General features: G+C 77.1%; 1 protein-coding gene. It reads right to left on the bottom strand.

Features of this window, described 5'->3' with window-relative positions:
• Nucleotides 1-30: 30 nt before the first annotated feature.
• Nucleotides 31-240, bottom strand: a 210-nt coding sequence (locus KZZ06_RS22105) for a hypothetical protein (RefSeq protein WP_219582045.1), incomplete at its 5' end; no start/stop codon positions are given.

Genomic DNA, 240 nt, shown 5'->3' on the forward strand with positions numbered 1-240 from the left:
GCGTTCCGCGACCTCCGGGGCGCGGCCGGCCTACTCGCAGACCTCGACCTGCCGGACGTGCTCGTACCCGTACGGGTCGATGTACGCGCGTCGCTCGACGTGGCAGGCGCCATAGGGGTCGGGCGCGGCGTAGACGGGGCGACCCGGGTAGGGCCCGTTGCTGGCCGACGCGATGGCGCTGCCGGCCACGACGCCGCCGAGGATGCCCAGCGCCACGGCCCCGCCGACGCCGAGGCCGCG

The organism is Sulfitobacter sp. CW3 (genome assembly GCF_019392245.1).
Taxonomy (GTDB): domain Bacteria; phylum Pseudomonadota; class Alphaproteobacteria; order Rhodobacterales; family Rhodobacteraceae; genus Sulfitobacter.